Origin of the sequence: Bacillus sp. SIMBA_031 (assembly GCF_046535225.1) — a bacterium.
Taxonomy (GTDB): Bacteria; Bacillota; Bacilli; order Bacillales; family Bacillaceae; genus Bacillus; species Bacillus velezensis.
The window spans coordinates 1-233 of the sequence record NZ_JAWRXC010000727.1; the positions used below are offsets into that span (position 1 = coordinate 1).

General features: G+C 60.1%; 1 protein-coding gene. It reads left to right on the plus strand.

Annotation, left to right across the window (positions count from 1 at the left end; genetic code table 11):
• The coding region (locus tag SB724_RS21990; RefSeq protein WP_410573220.1) for an ATP-binding cassette domain-containing protein at positions 1-233 on the plus strand (233 nt) is incomplete at both ends.

The following is a 233-nucleotide window of genomic DNA, read 5'->3' on the forward strand; positions in this document are numbered from 1 at the left end:
GAGCGGGTCCGGCAAGTCCACCCTGATGCACTTGCTCGCCCTGCTCGATACGCCCGGAGGAGGTGAAGTACACGTTGGCGGCACAGACGCCAAGACCCTGACAGCGCGCAAGCTCAATACCATTCGGAACCAGATGTTCGGCTTCGTGTTCCAACAGTTCTTCCTCAACCACACCTCCAGCGTGTTGGAGAACGTGGTCCTGCCACTGAAAATTGCAGGCGTTGGCGCGCGGG